17 protein-coding genes and 2 riboswitches are annotated in these 17,984 nt (G+C 59.9%); of the genes, 5 read left to right on the top strand and 12 right to left on the bottom strand.

The window, feature by feature from the left end:
- Positions 1 to 82: 82 nt before the first annotated feature.
- Positions 83 to 1,219 (bottom strand): HNH endonuclease signature motif containing protein, encoded by a 1,137-nt coding sequence (locus CEPID_RS05050; protein WP_047240032.1) that lies wholly within the window; start codon positions 1,217 to 1,219, stop codon positions 83 to 85.
- Between the two features lie 169 nt (positions 1,220 to 1,388).
- Between CEPID_RS05050 and CEPID_RS05045 the strand changes: the two genes are divergently transcribed.
- The 3 genes from CEPID_RS05045 to CEPID_RS05035 are packed head-to-tail and all read left to right on the top strand — an operon-like array spanning position 1,389 to position 3,142.
- Positions 1,389 to 1,850: an ArsR/SmtB family transcription factor gene (locus CEPID_RS05045; protein WP_047240031.1), complete on the top strand. Its 462-nt coding sequence runs from the start codon at positions 1,389 to 1,391 to the stop codon at positions 1,848 to 1,850.
- Between the two features lie 24 nt (positions 1,851 to 1,874).
- Positions 1,875 to 2,852, top strand: a complete 978-nt coding sequence (locus CEPID_RS05040) for a serine hydrolase domain-containing protein (RefSeq protein ID WP_047240030.1) — start codon at positions 1,875 to 1,877, stop codon at positions 2,850 to 2,852.
- Positions 2,840 to 3,142: a hypothetical protein gene (locus tag CEPID_RS05035; protein WP_047240029.1), complete on the top strand. Its 303-nt coding sequence runs from the start codon at positions 2,840 to 2,842 to the stop codon at positions 3,140 to 3,142. The genes CEPID_RS05040 and CEPID_RS05035 overlap by 13 nt, the downstream gene beginning before the upstream one ends.
- A 1-nt stretch (position 3,143) precedes the next feature.
- Here CEPID_RS05035 and thiC read toward each other — a convergent pair whose 3' ends face one another.
- The 11 genes from thiC to CEPID_RS04980 form a co-directional block, all read right to left on the bottom strand.
- The gene (gene thiC, locus CEPID_RS05030) at positions 3,144 to 4,826 is read right to left on the bottom strand and encodes a phosphomethylpyrimidine synthase ThiC (RefSeq protein ID WP_047240028.1); all 1,683 of its coding nucleotides are present in this window, start codon (positions 4,824 to 4,826) and stop codon (positions 3,144 to 3,146) included.
- A riboswitch (TPP riboswitch) is annotated at positions 4,816 to 4,934 on the bottom strand. Its footprint overlaps the gene before it by 11 nt.
- Before the next feature lie 26 nt (positions 4,935 to 4,960).
- Complete coding sequence (locus CEPID_RS05025) at positions 4,961 to 5,767, bottom strand: energy-coupling factor ABC transporter ATP-binding protein (RefSeq protein ID WP_047240027.1); 807 nt, start codon at positions 5,765 to 5,767, stop codon at positions 4,961 to 4,963.
- Positions 5,764 to 6,492, bottom strand: a complete 729-nt coding sequence (gene cbiQ, locus CEPID_RS05020; protein WP_047240026.1) for a cobalt ECF transporter T component CbiQ — start codon at positions 6,490 to 6,492, stop codon at positions 5,764 to 5,766. The genes CEPID_RS05025 and cbiQ overlap by 4 nt, the downstream gene beginning before the upstream one ends.
- Position 6,493: 1 nt before the next feature.
- Positions 6,494 to 6,811, bottom strand: coding sequence for an energy-coupling factor ABC transporter substrate-binding protein (locus CEPID_RS05015; RefSeq protein WP_047240025.1), 318 nt, complete (start codon positions 6,809 to 6,811; stop codon positions 6,494 to 6,496).
- Positions 6,808 to 7,473, bottom strand: a complete 666-nt coding sequence (locus tag CEPID_RS05010; protein ID WP_047240024.1) for an energy-coupling factor ABC transporter permease — start codon at positions 7,471 to 7,473, stop codon at positions 6,808 to 6,810. The genes CEPID_RS05015 and CEPID_RS05010 overlap by 4 nt, the downstream gene beginning before the upstream one ends.
- A gap of 55 nt (positions 7,474 to 7,528) precedes the next feature.
- Positions 7,529 to 7,791, bottom strand: a riboswitch (cobalamin riboswitch).
- Between the two features lie 18 nt (positions 7,792 to 7,809).
- Entirely contained in the window at positions 7,810 to 8,916 is a 1,107-nt protein-coding gene (locus tag CEPID_RS05005; RefSeq protein WP_047240023.1) for a cysteine desulfurase family protein, read from the bottom strand.
- Positions 8,917 to 9,858 (bottom strand): electron transfer flavoprotein subunit alpha/FixB family protein, encoded by a 942-nt coding sequence (locus CEPID_RS05000; protein ID WP_047240022.1) that lies wholly within the window; start codon positions 9,856 to 9,858, stop codon positions 8,917 to 8,919.
- A 30-nt stretch (positions 9,859 to 9,888) separates the two neighbouring features.
- Entirely contained in the window at positions 9,889 to 10,668 is a 780-nt protein-coding gene (locus CEPID_RS04995; RefSeq protein ID WP_047240021.1) for an electron transfer flavoprotein subunit beta/FixA family protein, read from the bottom strand.
- An 85-nt stretch (positions 10,669 to 10,753) separates the two neighbouring features.
- Positions 10,754 to 11,881: a THUMP-like domain-containing protein gene (locus CEPID_RS04990; RefSeq protein WP_047240020.1), complete on the bottom strand. Its 1,128-nt coding sequence runs from the start codon at positions 11,879 to 11,881 to the stop codon at positions 10,754 to 10,756.
- Positions 11,878 to 12,645 carry an NUDIX hydrolase gene (locus CEPID_RS04985; protein ID WP_047240019.1) on the bottom strand — a complete coding sequence of 256 codons (768 nt, stop codon included), beginning with the start codon at positions 12,643 to 12,645 and terminating at the stop codon, positions 11,878 to 11,880. Before CEPID_RS04985 ends, CEPID_RS04990 begins: the two co-directional genes overlap by 4 nt.
- 30 nt (positions 12,646 to 12,675) lie before the next feature.
- Entirely contained in the window at positions 12,676 to 13,542 is an 867-nt protein-coding gene (locus CEPID_RS04980; RefSeq protein ID WP_047240018.1) for an ABC transporter ATP-binding protein, read from the bottom strand.
- Positions 13,543 to 13,603: 61 nt separating this feature from the next.
- Here CEPID_RS04980 and CEPID_RS04975 point away from each other — a divergent pair, with 61 nt between their 5' ends.
- Together CEPID_RS04975 and glgB are read left to right on the top strand one after the other, a co-directional pair.
- Positions 13,604 to 15,613 carry an alpha-1,4-glucan--maltose-1-phosphate maltosyltransferase gene (locus CEPID_RS04975; RefSeq protein ID WP_047241366.1) on the top strand — a complete coding sequence of 670 codons (2,010 nt, stop codon included), beginning with the start codon at positions 13,604 to 13,606 and terminating at the stop codon, positions 15,611 to 15,613.
- Positions 15,614 to 15,632: 19 nt separating this feature from the next.
- Entirely contained in the window at positions 15,633 to 17,810 is a 2,178-nt protein-coding gene (gene glgB, locus CEPID_RS04970; protein ID WP_047240017.1) for a 1,4-alpha-glucan branching protein GlgB, read from the top strand.
- Positions 17,811 to 17,984 lie beyond the last annotated feature (174 nt).

Below are 17,984 nucleotides of genomic sequence, written 5' to 3'. Positions count from 1 at the left end.
CACACCCCAAACTGGCCCGCTGACCAGCTGGTTTACGTTCTTAGGTGGTGGAAAACTTTTTTGGCATCGACGCTGGGCGTGCTTACGTTTCGCCGTTGACACGACGTCCGCCTGCACGCTTGGCTGCCGGAGAGTTATTTCGTTTCGGCAGGAGATGCTTGTTCAGCCAATAAGGAATCCCGTTGAACAATTCGACGTGTTGTTCCACAAAACTATCATCGTTTCTTCGATGATGCTTGGGGCACAGCAAACTCAGGTTTCCTATAGAGGTCGGGCCTCCCCTCGACCAGGGAACTACATGGTGGGCATCGCACCTGCTTGCCGGCTCGGAACAGCCCGGATGTTGGCAGACCAGGTCTCGGGCCATCAGCGCGATGCGCTGGAGAAAATTGGCGGACCGCTCTGCGGTGGAGAGTTCTTTGACGGCTCCATTGTGGTCGTGGACGACGATGTAGTCAATGATGGAGTCACCGCTAAGCTTAGCGAGATCGTAGAGATTAAGATCGATTCCCACATTGGTGGAGAACTTCCCCCGCCAGTTGAACTTGTCATGTTCTGTCACGGAAATAACCAAGCTGGCATGTCCCGTGCGGGAAATGCGCTGGCTCGATGCCCATTCCAACATGAGTGCAAACGCATCAAAATTTCGTTGCGCGATGGTCCTGTTCTCCCCGACTTCTTCATTGTCGGAGCGGAAGGCACGATCCATGAGTGACTTCAGCAATGCAGCGGTAGCTGCCGGCGCATAGCCAGAAAATGCGCAGCCACCGTGCTCGTCCTGGGAACGAAGTTGGAATCGACGCTGTCGCTCGGCTTCAAAAGGGTCTTTTGCCAGACGTTCGTTTTCTTCCCGCACTAGCTTCTTGGCAAACTCGTGCGTTTGCTTCACCGACGATTCCAGCGCAGCAGTGGCCGCTTCGGCGTAGATCTCCTCCCGCCGTGGCGAACTAGACGACAACTTCTCTAGCGCAGCCAGGATCGCATCCTGCTGTTCGACCAGTACGCCTTCATCCCAACGATTATTCGTCCGACGAATGATCTTGCGCGCAGTACCGGCTGAAGCGCCCGATTCTTCCAGTTCAAACCGCTCACGATCACGTGCCATCTCAGTCTCGAGACGGCCAATTAACTCTTTGATTTCAACAAGGTCAGCGAAGTCATCGAAGCAGGGGCCGTCGATAAGCGCCTGACGGAGCGCCTGTTTTGCTTGCCTGATCATGACTCCACCTCCTTGGCTTCCTACCTCAATCTTAGCGAAACAAAATTAGAACGCAAGTGCTAACAGAAAAGTTGAAACCAATGAGAAAACTGTTACAAATGAACATTTGTGCGAGAGATAACACCGCACACGCACCACAACATCTCCAAAATTCTGTAGTTTTAGAAATATGGAGAAAGACATCGCACAGTGGCTTGCGGAACTCGAGGATCGGGTCCGCAAACTCGAAGCAACCGCAGCAACCGAAGCAACCGAAGCAACCGAAACCAACCCCACCACCCCCGGAACCATCCAGTTTTCCGGCGCAATCAAACTGCAAGACCGCACCTACCGCTACGAATGGGTGCGCCCCGCCGAACATCTCCTCAGTGACTCGTTCGAAGACTCTCTCACGAGGGTCGCGGCGCTCGCCCACCCGCTCCGACATCAGATTTTGCGCGCCCTTCTCCAGCATCCGGCCACCGTTTCCGAGCTTGTCGACGCCGGGTTGTCCTCCACCGGCACGACCTATCACCATCTGAGCGCACTGCAATCGGCCGGGTGGGTCGAGAAGAGTGGCGGCGCTTTCAGCATTCCGCCGGCCCGGGTTGTTCCTCTCCTCACCATCATCGCAGCAGGCGAACCGCACTAATTCAACGCGAACAAAGGACTAACTATGAAGAAAGCTAGTGCAATACTCATCGGTTTAGTTGTTTTTTCAACCCTATTATTTGCTGGCCCCCAGCTTGTCCGTCTTTCGTCCCGCCCCACCGGAAACGCGGAGCTAGCCACCGCGATAAAGTCCAACGCTCCTAAAGGCGCACACGAAGTGGCAGGGTTTGTCTACACCCCAGAGCAGACCTCTTTCGCTGGCCTTGGCGCCGACGAGAACACAGAAGTTGAGATTGGCTCGGTGACCAAAACCTTCACCGCCGAGTTGCTGCGCCAAGCAGTTGAGCGAGGTGAGGTCACTTTAGATACCAAAGTGAAGGACATTATCGATCCCCACGGAGCGGCCATTGGTGAGGCGACGCTCGCCGAGCTGGCCAATCATACCGCCGGTCTCCCCCGCAATCCTGGCCTGGACCCACTCGCCCTCGTAGTCGAGCGCAACCCTTACGCCAAAGTCAGCCGAGACGACGTCATCAACCTGGCACTCGAAGCGAAGCTCAAGAACCAGGGCACCAGGACCTACTCAAACTTAGGGGTGGCTTTCTTGGGGCAACTCCTTGCGAAAAAGTCAGGCCGCAGTTGGGAGGATATGGTGCAGGAGGATATCTTGACGCCACTGAACATGCGCGACACGTACGTCGCTAAGCCGGGCACTACCGCGCAGCACCCGACGGCATCGCACGGATTAAACAGCCGGGGGCGGGCAGCAGCCAAGTGGGAGATGGATGGCTACGCTCCAGCTGGGGCAATCCGATCGACCCCGGCGGATATGGCCAAGTTCGTCGCTCATGTTCACGACCACGGCGTCCCCGAATTCGCCTGGCGGCATGACGACGACTCAATCTGGCACAACGGCGGGACAGGTGGATACAGCACAATGCTGGTATTTACCCCTGACCAGCAGAAAGCAGCCTTCGTAGTCACCGACACAACCGCGTCAGTCAATCAACTCGGAAAGGACCTATTGACATGGCAACCCTAATTTCCTGGATACTGCCCCTACTCGCCGCCACCTGCGTAACCCTTGAGATTGTCCGCCAGCGCAGGCGGAGTGCAAGCAGCAGGCGGAGTGCAAGCTCAAAAGCCGCCTACGCTGCGGTGACCATCGCGGTGGCCTGGTTCCTGTGCTCGGGAAACATCGATTGGCTAACCACTGTGCCGGTGCCGCTGTGGTGGGCTATCGCCGCTAGTGCTGGGGTGCTGGCCACGCTCGCCCTCTGGCCCCAGCCCAACACCGCCCAGCCCAATAAACCACAACCAAGCAGCAGCTAAGCTACTTCTGCTCCGCAATCGGCAAGTAGACGCGCCCGCCACCGGCGGCGAACTCGGCTGACTTCTCTTTCATGCCAGCTTCGATAGCTTCCACGGAGGTAAGCCCGTGTTCGGCGGCGTAGTCGCGCACGTCTTGCGAAATGCGCATGGAGCAGAACTTTGGCCCGCACATCGAGCAGAAGTGCGCGGTCTTCGCAGGCTCGGCTGGCAGGGTTTCGTCGTGGAACTCCAGGGCGGTGTCTGGGTCCAGGGCCAAGGCGAACTGGTCATGCCACCGGAACTCGAAGCGGGCCTTGGACAGTGCGTCGTCGCGTTCCTGGGCGCGAGGGTGCCCCTTACCCAGATCTGCAGCATGAGCTGCAATCTTGTAGGTAATCACGCCGGTCTTCACATCGTCGCGGTTCGGCAATCCCAGGTGTTCTTTCGGAGTGACGTAGCACAGCATCGCGGTGCCAGCCTGGCCGATGATGGCCGCGCCGATAGCCGAGGTGATGTGGTCGTAGCCCGGCGCGATGTCCGTGGCCAGTGGTCCCAGCGTGTAGAACGGGGCGCCGTGGCACCAATCTTCTTCCCATTCCACATTGACAGCGATCTTATGCATCGGCACGTGGCCAGGGCCTTCGATCATGACTTGCGCGCCACGGGAGCGTGCGATGAGCGTCAGTTCGCCGAGCGTCCGCAACTCCGCCAGCTGTGCTTCGTCGTTGGCGTCGGCAATTGAGCCTGGACGAAGGCCGTCTCCCAGGGAGAACGTGACGTCGTAAGAAGCCAGGATATCGCAGAGCTCAGCGAAGTTTTCATACAGGAAGGACTCGCGGTGTTCCTTTAGGCACCAGGCGGCCATGATGGAGCCACCTCGGGAGACGATGCCGGTGACGCGGTTGGCTGCCAATGGGATGTAGCGCAGCAGCACGCCGGCGTGGACGGTCATGTAGTCCACGCCTTGTTCGCACTGTTCGATGATGGTATCGCGGTAAATTTCCCAAGTCAGGCGCGTCGGGTCGCCCTTGACCTTTTCCAATGCCTGGTAGATCGGCACGGTCCCCACGGGGACTGGGGAGTTGCGCAGGATCCACTCGCGGGTCTCGTGGATGTCGTTACCTGTGGAGAGATCCATGATGGTGTCCGCGCCCCAGCGAGTTGCCCACACCATCTTTTCTACTTCTTCCGCGATTGATGAGGTCACTGCGGAGTTACCCATGTTTGCGTTGATTTTGACCGCGAACGCTTTACCGATAATCATCGGCTCAATTTCTGGGTGGTTGCGATTCGCGCAAATAACGGCACGCCCAGCGGCAACTTCATCACGGACAAATTCCGGCGAGAACCCCTCGCGCTCGGCACAGAACACCATCTCTGGGGTGATGATCCCGGCGCGGGCCCAGGCCAGCTGAGTTTGCACGCGCAGCTCCGGGTGTTCCTCGGATGCGGGAACTGCCGGTGCTGGCTCCCACGTGCGGACTGGTTTCAAGCCGCCCTGCAGGTCGATTTCTGGGTTTTCTTCCGTGTAGATTCCTGAAGTGTCGTAAACATCGAAGTGTTCACCGTTGGTGAGGTCGATGCGACGTGCAGGAATCTTTAACGTGTGCCCTTCAAATTCCACTTCGCGATAGATTTTGTGGCTGCGGTAGATCGGTCCCGTGGTGACGTGACCTGGTTCAGGCAAGGCAGATTGACGTTTCATGATTCCTCCCTACGCCGGCATTATCCGGACAGGTTAAACGGTCGACGCCCCGCCTTCTAGGTGGCGTCCTCTCAGCATGGTTTCGGCCATGCTCCCGTGTGACAATTGTGCAGCGCCTAGCCTACCGGGAAAATCTATGCCTCATGTTGCTTTTCGACGACAAATTCCCACAACCGCTCTGACGAACCAACTTCCTCCCCTGCGAGCTGCGACGCAGCGGGTGCCCAGGGCAGTACTAGGCCGCTGGATTCCACGAGCGCTCGATCAGTGAGGATCTCCGATTTCCTGCCTGTGGTCAGCTTCTTATCAGACACTATCGCCACCCGATCGGCGAAGGCATAAGCAAAATCGACATCGTGCGAGGTCAAGACCACGGTGGTGCCCTCCCCGCGCACGGTCTCCAGCAATGTCAGCAATGTGCGGGTTGCTTGCGGGTCGAGTCCTGCGGTGGGTTCGTCGAGAAGCAAAAACTCCGGCTGCATGGCCAGCGCCCCGGCTAGTGCGACCTGTTTGCGCTGCCCATAGGACAATTGGTGCGGGACGCGCTCAGCAAGCTCCGTGATTCCGCAGGAAGCCAGGGCCTTATCGACGCGCCGCTGCACTTCCAGCGCCTCCAGCCCGAGGTTGACCGGCCCATAGCTCACGTCAGCGCGTACGGATGTGGCGAAAAGTTGATCGTCTGGTTCTTGCAGCACAAGCTGTACCCGGCGACGGACGTGGTCTCTGCCCCGGCGGTTGTAGCTGATCGGCTGGTCGTCGATAAGCACGGTGCCGCTGGTGGGCCGCCATTGTCCGGCCAGTAGGCGCAGTAAGGTGGATTTTCCTGAGCCGTTGGGTCCGAGGATCGCGAGGCGCTCGCCGGGGCTGATGTCGAGGTTGACGTCGGTAAGGATGTCGTCGAGGTAGTCGTGATGAAAGGTCACCGAACGAAGTGAGATCATGAATACCACCAAACTAGTGCGATGATGAGAGCGTGTAGCGCCCCGGTAGCCAAAACAACTTTCCACTCCACCGGGCGGACCGCGGTCAGTGTTCGCATGGAGTTTGGATCGGCGCGCAGCTCCAACCCCTGCTCCAAGGCCCGCGCGCGGGAGAAGGATAACACGAACAAAGTGGCTGCCTGATCTGCGGTAGAGCGCAGCCAGCGTCGCCAATTGGAGTGGCCGAGCCGGGCCGCCTGCGTGTGCCACAGGTTTCTAGCCGTCACAATCAAGGTGCTCGTCAATCGATACATCAGCGCAACCAATTGCACCAGAGTTTCCGGCACGTGGCGACGCGAAGCGAAGCCGAGAATCTCCGCGATCGGGGTCGTCAGAGCGAACAGAATCGTGGCGGCACTAGCCACCGCGCAGCGCGCGAGCACGTTGAGGGCGTGGCTCGGCCCGCCGTCGATAAGCTGCAGCCCCGTCGGGGACAGCGTGAAAATCAGCGGCCCCAACCCCAAAGCAACAAAGGCTGCCGGGGCGGTGACCAGCACACCAAATAACCGCCACGGCACCCGAGCGAAGACGGCCAGCAGCGCAACCACACTGGCCACGATCGGCAAGGTGGGCAGCGGCGGAAGCGCTACCGCCAAGACCAATAGCCCCAGGATGAGGAAAGCCTTTTGGCCTACGTTTACCCGAGCCCACGGGCTGGCCGCCGCCGCAATTTCCAGAGGGTTCATCCTAAGTGGAAGCGCCGTGCGCTGCCGCGCTGCGTTCGCTTGCTTGCTTCCTACCGCGGAAAACTCCGAGCGCGTAGCCCAATACCCCAGCTCCCAGGGCTGCCTGCGCTGCGAAAATCCCGGATTCTACCTCTGGCGCGAGCTCACCAATCAGTGGCTGCGCCCACGGTTCGTAATCGGGTGCCTGCTGGGCAACGACCGCTTCCGCACCCGAGTCGGTGCCTTGAAAGAGCTCCTCGTCCGGCGATCCGAAATGGAAGAACACCGGAAATATGGCTATCCCCACGGCAAGCGCGATTAATGCGAGGGTGCGTTTCATGCTGCCACCTGCTTGTGAAAACCAAGGATGCGTAGTTCCGACGTCGCTATCTTGCGGAGGCTACCGAAGATCAGCACCGTCACGATGCCTTCGACGATGGCCAGCGGAATCTGGGTCGGGGCATAGAGCGCCAAGAACGTCACAGCGGAGGAAGTAAATCCTGTGGCATGGTGCGCCACTGCCAACTGGATAGCGGTGGTGACATAGGTGGCGAGGTCACCGAAGAAGGCTGCGCAGAAGATCGCTACGCTTTCGCTCGCGTTCATCCCCCGCAGCAACCGCCACAACGCATAGGCAATCCACGGGCCAACAATCCCCATGGAGAAAACGTTTGCCCCCAAGGTGGTCAGCCCGCCATGAGCGAGCAACAGCGCCTGGAAGAGCAGCACCACCGTGCCGACGAACGCCATCACCGGTGGCCGAAACAGCACCGCCCCCAGCCCAGTACCAGTCGGGTGCGAACACGACCCGGTAACCGACGGAATTTTGAGCGCGGAAAGCACAAAAGTAAACGCTCCCGCTGCCCCAAGCAGCAATTTAGTCTCGGGGTTTTCTTTGATGTGTTTGTTCACTGCCCAAGCGCCGTGCACAACGAAGGGAGCAGCAGCAATGCCCCACCCAATCGCGTGACTGGCCGGCAGGAATCCTTCGGCGATATGCACGAGGTGACCTTGACCTTTCCAACTAGCAGCCCGCCATCTCACAGGCCGCGAAAACAGTAGTGGATACGTTGCAATAGGTCTCCTGGCTCATGCCATAACCCGTGCTGCGCACACGCGTAACTTACACATGTCGCACCAACGCCTGCAGTCCTTCCCATGACAGATAATCATCACAGTGAACTACTGGCTCGGGCGGTCGGACCTTGATCCCAGTAGGCAACACATTTGCCTACACAACCTACCGACCAGGCACATACAGTGGCGAGGGCCGCTGCCGTTTGGGCATTCCCTTAAAACATTGCAACACTTTTTAAAGTAGCACCCGCGCTGTGGCCTTTATGCCATTCCGGCGATTCGAGCCCGCGCCACGACATCAGCCAACACTGAAGTTAGCTGTGCCACCGACTCAGTAGTGCGGCCCAGGCTAAACCGCAGCGCGCCACGTGCTTGCTGCTCTTTTACCCCCATGGCCAGCAAAACTTCCGACGCACGGTTCACCCCGTTCGAGCACGCCGAGCCAGTCGATGCCGCAATCTGCAACGAATCCAGCAGCATGATCAGGCTGTCTCCCTCTGCCCCCGAAACGGTGAAGTTCAGGTGCCCAGGCAGCGCTGGTTCATGGGTATGCAAGGTGACATCCGGGAGCTGTCGCACCACGTCCCACAGCTGATCGCGCAGCGCTGCTAGTCGACGCCGTTCGGCCGCCATCTCCGCCGTCGCCTCCTTCAACGCAACCGCTGTGGCAACCGCGCCCGCCACATCCACCGTGCCAGGGCGAATCCCGCGTTCTTGTCCCCCGCCATGCAGGACCGGAGTCAGTGCCGGGCTCCGTCGGGCCAGCAGCAAGCCCACGCCACGAGGCCCACCAAACTTGTGTGCGCTAGCGGCCAAGGTCGTGGCCCCGACCTGGTGAAAATCGACTGGGATGTGGCCGACGGCTTGGACTGCGTCGACATGCACTGGGTTCGCACCGGCGGCGTCGATAAGCTCGGCGATCGGTTGAATCGCCCCGGTTTCGTTGTTGGCCCACATGCAGGTCACCAGAGCTGCCGGCTGCCCGACAGCTGCTGTCACGCTGACGTGCCCGGTGTGGGAGACCGGCAAGAACTCTACCTCGGCGCCGTGTTTTACCAGTGCAGACACGGTTTCTTTTACTGCCGGATGTTCGATTGGCGAGCTTAGGATCCGGTTGTGCGAGCTGGCAAAAAATAAGCCTTGCACCGCAAGGTTATCTGCCTCGGTGCCCGAAGCGGTGAAGATTACCTCGATGGGTTCGCAGCCCAAGCAATCAGCGATGTCTTCACGCGCCTGGTCCAATGCAGAGCGGGCACGACGGCCCAGCGCATACTGTCCGCCCGCGTTCAGTAGTTCCGAGGCTTCCAGCCACGCCTCGCGGGCGGCGGGGCGCAGTGGCGTGGTGGCGGCGTGATCGAGGTACAGCATTTACTTGCGCTTGGCGATTTCCGCCAGGACCGCCGGGACGATCTCGTTGACATCACCGACGACGCCGAGGTCGGCAATCTTGAAGATCGCCGCGTCTTCATCGTTGTTTACCGCGATGATCTTCCGGGAGGTCTGCATACCGGAGGTGTGTTGAATGGCGCCGGAAATACCCAGCGCAATGTACAGATCGGGGCTCACAGTCACACCGGTTTGGCCCACTTGGTAGGCACCGTCGTAGAAGCCATCATCAACCACATCGCGCGTCGCACCGACGGCGCCGCCCAAAGCATCCGCGAGTGGCTCGACTAGAGTAGTAAAGCCCTCGGCAGAACCCACTCCACGACCACCAGAGACGACAACCTTGGCCTGCGCCAATTCCGGACGATCCCCCTTGACCGCCGGGGTAAAACCAACCACGGTCGCATCCATGGCACCCGCTGCAGGCAACGCCAACTCACTAACGGCTCCGGCCGCCGGCGCCGGCGTAGCGACGACCGATCCCGGGCGCAGCGTGTAGATCGGCGAAGCGCCACCCACAGCAGCGCTGACCTCAATAGAGTCGCCAAAAATGCTCATCGTGGCGGTGCGATCTTCGTTGATCCCCACCACGTTGCAGAGCACGCCCGATGCCAAACGCGCAGCGAGGCGGGCGGCAATCTCATTGTTGGTAGCACTCGCGGCCAACACGATAGGAGCAGGAGCGCCCGCAGCCAACATCGATAACGCATCCGCAGCCGGGATGATGATCCGGGACTGCTCATAGGTGGCGTGAATGATCGTCGCTGCACCCAGCGCCGCCAGCTCGGCGTCGAAGACCCCGGACTGCTCGGTTGGCGCTACCACCACGGCGGTAACCTCACCGAGTACACGAGCCGCAGTGATCACTTCAGCGGTGACGGGTTCCAGCACGCCACCGGCATGTTCTACGAGAATGTACGTCATAATTTGTCCTTCTTCTCTTCCGCGCGGTGGTTAAATGAACTTCTCGGTGACCAGGAAATCGACGATCGCTTGGGCACCGTCGGCGTAAACTAGTTCGCCGCCCTCGCGTTCTGGTCGGGGCTGCGCAGCAGTAACCGCTGTGGCGGCATGATTGAGTCCCACCTGTTCGGCAGCTACTCCGATGTCAGCGAGGCTGAGCTGGCGGATCTCGGCCTTCTTCGCCGCCATGATGCCCTTGAAGTTAGGGAAGCGCGGTTTATCCGCCTTCTCCCCGACCGAAGCAATCGCTGGGAGTGTGGCCTGCAGCTCGTAGCTACCTTCGGCTACCACGCGCACGCCGGTGACTTGGTTGCCGTTGATTGCGAGCTGGCTGAGGTGAGTCAGCGCTGGGATTTGTCGGTATTCCGAAAGAACTGCCGGAATGGCACCCATCGAGCCATCCGAAGATGCCGCGCCGGTGATGATCAGCGCAACATCCTCGACGAGGTTAATCGCGTTGTGCAACGCCCACGCTGTCCCCAGCACATCAGATCCAGCCAGCGCCGGATCTGACAACAAAATTCCCTGATCTGCGCCCATTGCCAGCGCCTTGCGCAAGGCTTCCTGCGCGCGCTCTGGGCCGGCAGCGAGTGCTACCACCTGGTAGTTCGGGTCAGATTCCCGGATCCGCAACGCTTGTTCGACGGCGAACTCATTGATTTCATCAATGACCTCGTCTACCCCTTCCCGATGCAGTGTGAAATCTGGATTCAGCGTACGTTCAGACCAGGTGTCCGGCACCTGCTTTACTAGGACCACAATTGCGGGCATTGAATTACCTTCCGTTCGACTCGTTGCAGTCATCATACATTTTGTGAACCGACTCAACTAAAAAGAATAGACAACTAAGGACACACTAACTTTCATTGGCATGTTGCCTGGCCTGACACACCAAAGCCACGCCTTGACTCCCGATCCGCGTCAACACCGCAGCCATCGGCCGTCGGCCACGCAGCTTCAATTTTCTGCGCACTTCATCCGGATCCGCATCCACACCACGAACCAATATCTCCACCGAACCACAATCCCGAGCCTGCAACGCAGCCTTCAGCTTCTTCAATGGCACGATCTCTTCAATCTCGAACCCAGAATACCCCGCCGGGATCCGATCACCAGTCAGATACGCGATCCGCTCATCCAGCATCCACAGCCCTTCCCGGACCGCGAATTGCCGAACCAAACCGGCCCGAACGATCGCCCCATCCGGATCGATCACATAGCGACCGGCAACGTCGGCAAGCTGCTCCGCGCCCGGCTCCAGGTCGGTGACCACGTCGACCCCACGGTCAGTGATCACCACTGCTTCTCGACGCTCCGCCCCCGCCAACCCCGGCGTATATAAGCATGCCTCTTTCACGCCACCCGCCACGCTCACCACACTCACCAGGCCGTGCCACTGGCTAAAGTCCAAGCCGGGGGCACACTTCACCGCCAGTTCACCTGGCAGCTCGAGTAGCTTCGGCAAGGGTGGCAACAACTGATCCGGTGATACGATCCGGCGCCCACCTGCCCGGCGCGCCGGATCGGCAATGACGACATCCGCTGACACCGGCGACTGCAATGCATCAGCAACACAAACCGGCACGCCGACGTTATAGTGCGCCATGAGGACCCGGGACTTGTCCAAATCCGAACCTATATACCGAGAAAAGCCGGTGGCTTCCGTTCCGATAGAGCACGTGACATCGTGGACCAGCGCGCCGGGACGAAATTGCTCAATCCGCTGCGCCCGTCGGGCCACCACCGGCAGCGGGGTGGCCTGTTGCGCTGAGTCGTGGTCCATCAACCAGTCGGTCGGCAGTTTGCCGGACTGCCTGGCCTGTAGCAATTCGATCACCGCGCGCCCCATCGAGCCGAACGCCGCGCGGACTATACCTGCGTCTTTGATCGCGTCGGCTTTCCGGAAGCTTAGGTTCGCCCCCACCTCGGCAATGTCCTGACGGTGATTGTGGAGGAAGTGGACCTCTGCAACGCTGAAACTCAAAACCGCTCCGGGTGGTCAATGTGGGAAAAGTACTCGTTAAACCACGGGTTGTCCCGCGGGTCACCGATAATCGGGGTCATGTCTGGATCTTGTAGCAGGTTATTTAGCTCAGCCACGCTGGAGTACATCGACAAGACCTTCAGCTGCGCCCAGGTGGGCACTACCAAGCGCAACAACCCGGTGCGCCAACCGCCGAGCAACACCGAGGGTGCAAACCACCCCGTGGAGCTTGCCTCCCGAGTGTCTCCCTGGCACGACTGACCAGGTGGTAGTTGGGCCACGAATGAAAAAGCATCGAACTGTACCTCGGCGCCTTCAGGACCAACCCAGCGCGCAAAGGGACGCAATAGTTCCGGGGCCAGCGTGAATTCGTGGCGCTTGAGGAATTCCGAAAAGGACAGGGCCTTTGATTCCAGGGCCTGACGTTCCTGGTCGAACGCACGGGTGCACTCAACCATTAGCCCCTCGCGGTCTCGGGCCAGGAGCACGCCTGTTTCTTCAAAGACCTCTCGAACTGCGGCCATCACGATGCCGTGCGCGATCTCGGGTGGCATGCCGAGTTGTTTGGACCACCGAGCAGTGTCAATACCTGCGGAGTCCCCGAGGTCTCTTTCGTCGACACCTCCGCCGGGAAACACCGTCGTATTGGGGAACGTGGGCATTTCCGACACCCGCTCCTGCACGTACACTTCCAGCCCCAGCGGGGTATCTCGCACGAGGAGAACGGTGGCGGCCAGCCGCGCGCCATTAACTCCAGTAATCATGAGTTCAACTCTAGGTGAAATCTGCCAGAGCTAGGCCCGACGGGAATGCGTCCGCACGATTCGACGCGCAAAGAATCGGCCATCAATGCGGCTCAGTTCGATGGGCTGGTGGAAAGTCTTGCTCAGGTTTTCACTGGTCAGCACGTCGTCGATAAGGCCCTGGGCGACGATGCTGCCCTCGTCCAGCAACAGCGCGTGGGTGAAGCCATAAGGGATTTCTTCAACATGGTGGGTAATCATCACGATGGCCGGGGCGTCAGGGTCGAGAGCAAGTTCGCCCAGGTAGCCCACCAAGTCTTCGCGGCCACCGAGGTCAAGGCCCGCGCCGGGCTCGTCGAGCAGCAATAGCTCCGGGTTGGTCATGAGCGCGCGGGCGATGAGGACGCGCTTGCGTTCGCCTTCAGAGAGAGTGCCCCAGGTGCGGTCCGTCAGGTGCAGGGCGCCGACGCGTTCGAGGATCTCCATGGCTTGATCGAAGTCCCGCTGATCGTATTCTTCCCGCCAGCGCCCCAGGATGGCGTAGGCTGCGGAGACAACAAGGTCCTCCACCTTTTCGTCTTGCGGAATTCGTGCTGCCACTGCGGAGGAACTCACGCCGATCATGGTCCGTAGATCGCGCATGTCGGTCTTGCCCACCCGCTCGCTCATGAGGTGAGCCACACCCCCACTTGGGTATTCTTCGGCGGCGGCTAGCCGCATAAGGGTGGTTTTGCCTGCTCCGTTCGGGCCGATAATCACCCAGCGTTCATCGAGCTCTACTTGCCAGGTCACCGGACCAAGGAGCGTGCGACCTTGGCGAATGAAGGTGACGTCGGAAAAATCAATGACTGCGTCGGCGTTGAAATCGTTCACTACCCCATCATGGATCACAATCCGGTTGCCGTGTGGAATCGACATGGCTCACCTACTGTGGGAAAAGACGAATGTATCAATAACCGCATTGAAAGTGAGCGTAATTGTGACTTCCCGCCTTGGTTTGGATGATGTTCGCCCCGCAATTTCCGGAAATGTAGCTACGAAAGCTGTGGTTGGGGAAGTCGTGCCAGTGTTCGCGCTGGCGTGGCGAGAAGGCCATGATGCTATCTCCGCTACCCTCAACGTCACCGGCCCGTCCGGGGCGACGGCGACCATCATGACTCGCTCCCCGCTGGACCCCGACCAGGTCAACGCCACCTTCGTGCCAGACGAAGTCGGCGATTGGACCTTCCGAGTCGATGTCTGGAGCGATCCGATTGCCACCTGGAAGCACAACGTCACCGCGAAGATCGAAGCCGGGCAGTCCATCGCGGAATTAGCCAATGACCTCGAGATCGGTGCCCAGTTGTTCACGCGTGCCGCCGGGCTTGTCGACGCCTCCAATGCCGAACTGCTCCGTTCGGTCGCCTCCGGCTTGCGCACCGGCTTCGATCCACGAGCTATGGTGGCGCCGGCATTCAGCCGGGAGGTAAGCGCCCTGCTCGCCGTGCATCCGCTCCAGGAACTGCTAACCGAAGGCGAAGAACATGTAGTGAAGGTGGAGCGCCGTAAGGCGCTGGTCAGCTCCTGGTATGAGCTATTTCCGCGTTCTACGGGCGGCTGGAACTCCGCCGGCGAGCCCATCCACGGCACGTTTGCTACTACGATGGCGGCCTTGGACCGCGTCGCGCGCATGGGCTTTGACACGGTGTACTTCCCGCCAATCCACCCAATTGGCGAAATCAACCGCAAAGGCCGCAACAACACTCTCACCCCAGAGGCCACCGACGTCGGCTCGCCGTGGGCGATTGGCTCCAAAGACGGTGGGCACGACGCTGTTCACCCAGCGCTCGGCACGCTGCACGACTTTGACCGACTGATCGCGCGGGCAACTGAGTTGGGCCTGGAAGTCGCCTTGGATCTCGCTTTGCAGTGCGCCCCGGACCACCCATGGGCAGCCAAGCACCCCGAGTGGTTCACTGTCCTTCCCGACGGCACCATCGCCTACGCCGAAAACCCACCGAAGAAGTACCAGGACATCTACCCACTGAACTTCGATAACGACGCAACCGGGATCTACGCCGAGATCAAGCGCGTGGTCATGTTCTGGATTTCGCGCGGGGTAACCACCTTCCGTGTGGACAACCCGCACACCAAGCCCACCAACTTCTGGGCGTGGCTCATCGACGAAGTGCACCAGGTGCATCCTGAAGTGATTTTCTTAGCCGAGGCGTTTACCCGACGCCCACGCCTATATGGCCTGGCCAAGGCTGGTTTCTCCCAGTCCTACACGTATTTCACCTGGCAGACCTCCAAGCAAGAGCTGACGGAGTTTGCCACCGAAATTGCCGACATGGCTGACGTGTCCCGCCCGAACTTGTTCGTCAACACCCCGGACATCTTGCACGCATCCTTGCAGCACGGCGGTCGAGCCATGTTCGCCATCCGTGCGGTCCTGGCCGCCACCATGTCTCCGCTGTGGGGCGTCTACTCGGGATACGAACTTTACGAATCCCAGGCAGTTAAGGAAGGATCCGAGGAATACCTCGACTCCGAAAAGTACGAGCTACGCCCACGGGATTTCGAGGCAGCACTGCGTCGCGGTGACTCCCTAGAACCGTTCTTGACCACGCTCAATAAGATCCGTCGCGAGCAACCAGCGTTGCAGCAGTTGCGCTCGATCCACTTCCACCGCATTGACAACGATCACATGCTCGCCTACTCCAAGGTCGATCCGCTCACTGGCAACACCGTGTTGGTCGTGATTAACCTGGATCCTACAAATGAACAAGCCGCCACACTTCATCTTGACATGGCCCAGGTCGGCTTGACCCCAGGCCAGGTCTTTGAAGTGCGTGACCAGATCACCGGTGAAAGCTACACCTGGACCGACGACAACTTTGTCCGCCTGCAGCCGTGGCGCGATGTCGCCCACGTCTTCGTGCTGCCTGATGTCGCCGAGGATCGTCGCGAAGCACTTGCTTGGCGAGCTGTCGATACCTACCGCGCATAATCAACCACAAGGATTCTTCATGCACATCAACGAAGCCGACCTCACCCGATTGCTGCACTGCCAGCATCACGACCCACACGGCCACTACGGCTGGCATGCCACCGAAGATGGCGCGGTGGTGCGCACCCGCCAGATCGGGGCCGAACAGGTTGAGCTGCTTATCGACGGCACCGCCCACCCCATGCAGCCCCTCGGCTCGGATATCTGGGCAGCACACCTAACATCCGCCGAGCCTACCGACTACCGGCTGCGCATCACCTGGCCCGGAGGCCACCAAACCGAACTAGCCGATGGCTACGCTTTCTTGCCAACCTTGGGCGAGACGGACCTGCATCTCATCTCGGAGGGCCGCCACGAGCAGCTGTGGAAAGTGTTGGGCTCCCACGTGCGCAGCTACACCACTGAGCTAGGCGAAGTCTCCGGAACCTCGTTCGCTGTCTGGGCACCGAACGCAATTGGCTGCGCGGTGGTGGGCGATTTCAACGGATGGAACGCTAGCCAGCACCCCATGCGCGCCTTGGGTTCCACCGGTGTGTGGGAAGTCTTCATCCCGGGTGTGGATGCGGGCACCGTGTACAAATACGCAGTCCAGACGCCAGAAGGACAGCGTCGCGACAAGGCCGACCCGCTGGCTCGTCGCGCGGAGCTACCTCCTGCTACCGGCTCCATCGTGGTGGGCGAGTCCGACTTCACCTGGACCGACGACACTTGGCTTGCCCGCCGCGCCGAAATCGATGCCACCAACGCCCCGATGAGCATCTACGAAGTGCACCTCGGCTCCTGGAAAGAGGGCATGGACTACGAGCAACTAGCCACCGACCTGGTCACCTATGTTGCCGACCAAGGCTTTACCCACGTTGAGTTCATGCCAGTGTCCGAGCACCCCTTCGGTGGGTCCTGGGGCTACCAGGTGTCGGGCTACTACGCGGCGTCGTCGCGCTGGGGCACCCCAGACCAACTGCGCGCGCTCGTCAACGCCTGCCACGAGCGTGGCATCGGTGTGCTGATTGACTGGGTACCCGCGCACTTCCCGAAAGACGACTGGGCACTAGCGCGTTTCGACGGCCGTCCCCTCTACGAACATCCGGACTGGCGACGCGGCGAACAGAAAGACTGGGGCACCTACGTCTTTGATTTCGGTCGCGCTGAAGTACGCAACTTCCTCGTAGCCAACGCCCTCTACTGGTTGGAAGAATTCCACATCGATGGCCTGCGTGTCGACGCCGTCGCGTCCATGCTCTACCTCGACTACTCCCGTAACGAAGGCGAGTGGGCCCCGAACCAGTACGGTGGCCGCGAAAACCTCGAAGCGGTTCAATTCCTCCAGGAGATGAACGCCACCGTGCACAAACTCCACCCTGGCGTGGTAACCGTCGCCGAGGAATCTACCTCGTGGCCAGGCGTTACGGCACCGACCTCCACGGGCGGCCTGGGCTTTACTTTGAAGTGGAACATGGGCTGGATGAACGACACCCTGGAGTACTTCTCCCTCGATCCCATCCACCGCAGCTACCACCACAACGACATCACCTTCTCGATGGTCTACCAGTACTCCGAGAAGTTCATTCTGCCGATCTCCCACGACGAAGTTGTCCACGGCAAGGGCACGCTGTGGACCCGCATGCCAGGCGACACCTGGAACAAAGCCGCCGGCGTGCGCACCTTGTTCGCCTACATGTGGGCCCACCCTGGCAAGAATCTACTGTTCCAAGGCCAGGATTTCGCCCAATCCCGCGAGTGGACCGAAGAACACTCCCTCGACTGGCACGAATTCGACGGTTGGGAGTCCGAGTACCACCGCGGTGTCCACCGCCTCGTGCGCGACTTGAACCTGGTGTACCAGGACTCCCCCGCCCTATACTCGCAGGACAATCAACCAGAGGGCTTCTCCTGGGCCAAGGCCGACGATGCGAACAACAACATCCTGGCGTTCCATCGCTACGGCGAAGATGGCTCACGCTACCTGTGCGTATTCAACTTCGGCGGCACCTCCCAGCCGCACTACACCTTGGGCGTGCCAGGTGGCGGCAAGTGGGTGCGGGTACTGAATACCGACGATGCCGTGTACGAAGGTGCTGGAAACGATCTGCCTGGCACCGTATTCGCAGAAGATGCAGGCTGGGACGGCTACTCCCACCGCGTAAACCTGCACATCCCTGCGATGTCTGCGCAGTGGTACCGGTTGGAGGAAGAGTAATTCGAAGAATAGGATCTCAATAGACTTTGAGAGATCCATTGTTCCTAGGTCCTTGGGCACAGTGCCCAAGGACCTGATCTTGTTGAGGTATCAGGGGAGTTAGCCCATTAGGTCTCGGAGTTGAGGATAGTTCGGATTGATCCAACCGTCCCACAAATTAAGTACGCGAAGGTC

The organism is Corynebacterium epidermidicanis (genome assembly GCF_001021025.1).
In the GTDB taxonomy this organism is placed as follows: domain Bacteria; phylum Actinomycetota; class Actinomycetes; order Mycobacteriales; family Mycobacteriaceae; genus Corynebacterium; species Corynebacterium epidermidicanis.
Note: the sequence above shows the minus strand (reverse complement) of the source record. Positions and strands in the feature narration are given on the sequence as shown.